Raw genomic sequence first — 4,045 nt, forward strand, 5'->3', positions numbered from 1 at the left:
GCCGTTGTCTCCCAAGCTGCTGATCATGTCGCTGCGCGACCACACCTACGCCAAAGCGCCGTATCTGCTCGCCGGTGGCGACGAGGACAAGCTGTCCGAATCGGACCGGGCAGAAGGCCAGCGTCCGCTGATCGGTGCCGAGGACGTGCACGGTGTCATCGACCCCGAGGTGCTGTGGTCGTGCACCACCTGTGGCGCCTGCGTCGAGCAGTGCCCGGTCGACATCGAGCACGTCGACCACATCATCGACATGCGCCGCTACCAGGTGCTGATCGAGTCGGAGTTCCCCTCCGAGCTGGCCGGGTTGTTCAAGAACCTGGAGAACAAGGGCAACCCGTGGGGCCAGAACTCCAAGGACCGCCTCAACTGGATCAAGGAAGTCGACTTCGACATCCCGGTCTTCGGTCGCGACGCCGACAGCTTCGACGGCTACGAATACCTGTTCTGGGTCGGTTGCGCCGGCGCCTACGAAGACCGCGCCAAGAAGACCACCAAGGCCGTGGCCGAACTGCTGGCCACCGCCGGCACCAAGTTCATGGTGCTGGGCGCGGAGGAGACCTGCACCGGTGACTCGGCGCGCCGCGCGGGCAACGAGTTCTTGTTCCAGCAGCTGGCCATGCAGAACATCGAGGTCATCAACTCGGTGTTCGAAGGTGTGGAGCAGTCGCGCAAGAAGATCGTCGTGACCTGTGCGCACTGCTTCAACGCGCTCAACAACGAGTACCCGCAGGTCGGTGGCACCTACGAGGTCGTGCACCACACCCAGCTGCTCAACCGCCTGGTCCGGCAGAAGAAGCTGGTCCCGGTGGCGCAGGTGTCGCAGAACATCACCTACCACGATCCCTGCTACCTGGGTCGGCACAACAAGATCTACAACGCCCCGCGTGAGCTGATGGAAGCCTCCGGGTCGACCCTGGTCGAGATGCCGCGCCACGGTGAGCGGTCGATGTGCTGTGGTGCCGGTGGCGCCCGGATGTGGATGGAAGAACAGCTCGGCAAGCGCATCAACGTCGACCGTGTCGACGAAGCCCTGTCGACCAACCCGACCAAGATCGCGACCGGTTGCCCGTTCTGCCGGGTCATGCTCAACGACGGTGTCACCGCCCGTCAGGAACAGGGCCTGGGCGAGGGTGTCGAGGTCGTCGACGTCTCGCAGCTGATGCTGGACTCGATCACCCGCATCGACCCCGCCGAACTGTCGGCGAACCTGCTCGTCATCCAGGAGCCCAAGGCCGAGCCGGAACCCGAGCCCGAGCCGGAACCGGCCCCGGTCGCCGAGGTGGCCGAGGCCGCCCCGAAGGCCGCACCTGCCGGTGGTGGACTGGGGATGAAGGGTGCCGCCAAGGCACCCGGTGGTGGTCTGGGGATGAAGGGTGCCGCGAAGGCACCCGGTGGTGGTCTGGGTATGAAGGGTGCTGCCAAGGCTCCGGGTGCACGCACGCGATAGCGGAGGTATTACCGCCCACCGCACATGGTTCCGACGGGGAACGGTCTCGATCCGCAGCGTCTGCTCCGGTTCGAGACCGCCCACCCTGCACGTCGCGTTATGCCACGAAGTCCCGGACCTCGGTGAATACGCTGCCGGCGGCGAGCAGGAACACGTGGCCGATGCAGCCGGTCCTGGTGTTGGCCGCGCCGCTCAAGATCACGCTCTCATCCGGGTTGATGATTTCGTCGCAGGGCGACCACCAGGTTCCGTAGTTGACCGAGCCTGGGGTCTCGTCGCCGCGGTTGAGTTCGGTGAGCAAGCTCGAACCGGGGCGCATGTCCTCGCAGGAGTCGTCGAAGCAAGCGTAGGCGACTCCGGTGCCATGGTTGGGTCCGCCGATGGATACCCAGTCGTCGACGTAACGGGCGCCGTCGAGGAACTTCAGGTACCAGCGACTGTTGACCCCGCCCATCGAATGGCTGATGATGTCGATCTTCCTCGCGCCGGTCGCGGCCCGCAGGGCATCGGCCTCAGCTTTGACCTCCTGGGCGATCACCTTGTTCGACAGGGAGGTGTCGTAGCTGAACGTGCGCAGTTCGGCGGAGCTGTATCCGGCATCTTCGAAACGGGAGACCATGCTTGCCCAGTTCCACGCCGCGCCTTGCCAACCGTGCACGAACAGGATCGGATGTCGTTCGGGCGCCGCAGCCGCCTCGGGTGGCGCGAGGGTGAGGGTAGCCGTCACGGTGGCAACGAAAGTGACTGCGGTGATGCCGATTCGACGCATCATCGAGCTGAAGTTCATGCTCGGTCTCCTTATTCGGCTCGTCGTCCAGGACGAGCAGAGCGACCGTAGCAACGCGCGAGTCCGCGTCACCTAAATTTGAAACATTCGTTATTCAACTTTCCTGCAGCGACACTCAACGAATCGGTAGTGGCACGCAGATCCGGCTCGCCGCCGTACACCGGCTGATAGGGGCCTCGAACGCGCCGCTGCCGGCAGGCGCGAACACCGATGTGCCCCACGATGATCACGTGGGACACGCCGGCGCCGTCGAAGTCCTACGAGGACATCTTCGCGGGATGCCGGTCAGACCCGGTGACGGTCAGCGTGCAGGCACCGTCCTCGCAGGAGCGCCGCAGTCGACCCCGCGAAATCGTCTGCATCAGTCCGATAGCCCAGCACATCGGGCATCCACGCAGCGCGATCAGGCCGATGGGCAGCAGTGCCAGGCCGAGCGGGCCGACGAGCGGGATCAGGGCGAGGGCGCCGGCCGATGCACCGAAGCCGACCGCGCCGCGCACCAGGTGTTTCGGCAGGGATGCGCTCGCGAAGTCGGGACCGTCAGGTTTCGTTGCCGTCATTGTCTCCTCCAGCAGCAGGTGTGTCCTGTAGTACTTGTCGAACTGTGGCGCGGGCGCGGTGCAGGCGGGATTTCATTGCCGCTGTGCTGAGGCCGAGCGCATCGGCGACCAGCCGCCCGCTGTAGCCCTGGATGTCGCGCATGATCAGGACGCGGCGCTGGTCGGCGGGCAGCGCCGCGACCGCGGCCGCCACCCTGCCCGTTTCCAGGCGTTGCAGTACTTCGTCCTCGGCCGAGGCGGCGACGGCGGAGTCCCGCAGCGGTGTGTGTTGCAGGCGCACCCGCGCACGACGCAGGCACTCGTTGCGGACGATGCGGAACATCCACGACGCCAGTGCGCCGGAGGCCCGCAGCATCCCGATCTTGCGGTACAGGATGATCAGCGCCTCCTGCGCGGCGTCCTCGGCGTCTTCCGGTGTGGCGCACAGGGATCGGGCGAAGCGCTGGATGTTCGGGTGCGCGCCCGACACCAGCGCGGCGATCGAATCCACATCGCCGCCCTGCGCCGCGACGATCAGCTGGTGGTCGGGCCAGGTCGACTCAGCCACGCCCGGCTCGTTTGCGCTGCACGACGACCATGCACGTGCACAACGCCACCAAGCCGACCACAACACCGATTCCGATGATCACAACAAACCTCCGTATCCGGTCCCGACATTGTGCCGGGACACAGATAAGAGGCAGCGGCCGGCCGAAAGGATTCAGGGCTCGTGCGAGCTCAACGACGGGCGGTGACTATCCAGGCCCGCGAATCGAAATACACGCCGGTGTCGCTCGCGTGCTCGGCGAGGGTCGCGAGCAACCGCGCGCGAGTTCGCCCGGCCGTGTCGGTGTCGAGGGCAGCGAACATGTCCCGGAATCCCTGCAGGCGAAGCAGATTGGCGAGGGCAGCCTCGCTGTCCGCGCCGTAGTAGACCGGCTCGTGCACGTCGGTGAATTCGATGTCGGTGAACCCGGCCGCCGCCAGGATGGTTTCGGCCACGACCGGGTCGGCGAAGAACATCGAACCGAACCGGCTGATGCAGAGATCGAAAGACGCGGGCGGGAACGGATGAACCTGCGCATCCGCCGCCGGCAGGGGGGGGGGGGGGGGGCGGCCCGCGGGGGGCCCCCCACACGCCGCCCCCCCCCCCCCGGGCCCGGGGGGGGGCCCCCCCCCCCCCCCCCGACACCTCCGACAAGAGCGCGGGCAAGACCACCGGCGTTGTCTTCAACCCGGCGCCGATCACCTCCGACCCTGTCTCTTATACTG

The 4,045-nt window shown here is 66.5% G+C and carries 5 protein-coding genes; 1 reads left to right on the forward strand and 4 read right to left on the reverse strand.

Annotated elements, in window-relative coordinates:
• The coding region (locus ACFWPJ_RS23735; protein WP_378854593.1) for a (Fe-S)-binding protein at positions 1-1,447 on the forward strand (1,447 nt) is incomplete at its 5' end.
• A 97-nt stretch (positions 1,448-1,544) separates the two neighbouring features.
• On the opposite strand, the gene ACFWPJ_RS23740 is transcribed toward ACFWPJ_RS23735, so the two are convergent.
• From ACFWPJ_RS23740 to ACFWPJ_RS23755, 4 genes are all read right to left on the reverse strand, one after another.
• A complete protein-coding gene (locus tag ACFWPJ_RS23740; protein WP_378854594.1) occupies positions 1,545-2,234 on the reverse strand; it encodes an esterase/lipase family protein in 690 nt (229 codons plus the stop codon).
• 257 nt (positions 2,235-2,491) lie between these two features.
• A complete protein-coding gene (locus ACFWPJ_RS23745) occupies positions 2,492-2,794 on the reverse strand; it encodes a hypothetical protein (protein ID WP_378854595.1) in 303 nt (100 codons plus the stop codon).
• Entirely contained in the window at positions 2,775-3,341 is a 567-nt protein-coding gene (locus ACFWPJ_RS23750) for an RNA polymerase sigma factor (protein WP_378854596.1), read from the reverse strand. The genes ACFWPJ_RS23745 and ACFWPJ_RS23750 overlap by 20 nt, the downstream gene beginning before the upstream one ends.
• 170 nt (positions 3,342-3,511) lie before the next feature.
• Positions 3,512-3,796: a hypothetical protein gene (locus ACFWPJ_RS23755; RefSeq protein WP_378854597.1), complete on the reverse strand. Its 285-nt coding sequence runs from the start codon at positions 3,794-3,796 to the stop codon at positions 3,512-3,514.
• Positions 3,797-4,045: the final 249 nt, after the last annotated feature.

Source organism: Nocardia sp. NPDC058497, from assembly GCF_042720195.1.
Taxonomy (GTDB): Bacteria; Actinomycetota; Actinomycetes; order Mycobacteriales; family Mycobacteriaceae; genus Nocardia.

Coding starts and splice junctions, on each gene's coding strand:
- ACFWPJ_RS23740 (WP_378854594.1), bottom strand. CDS start 2,234: ATGAACTTCAGCTCGATGATGCGTCGAATCGGCATCACCGCAGTCACT.
- ACFWPJ_RS23745 (WP_378854595.1), bottom strand. CDS start 2,794: ATGACGGCAACGAAACCTGACGGTCCCGACTTCGCGAGCGCATCCCTG.
- ACFWPJ_RS23755 (WP_378854597.1), bottom strand. CDS start 3,796: ATGTTCTTCGCCGACCCGGTCGTGGCCGAAACCATCCTGGCGGCGGCC.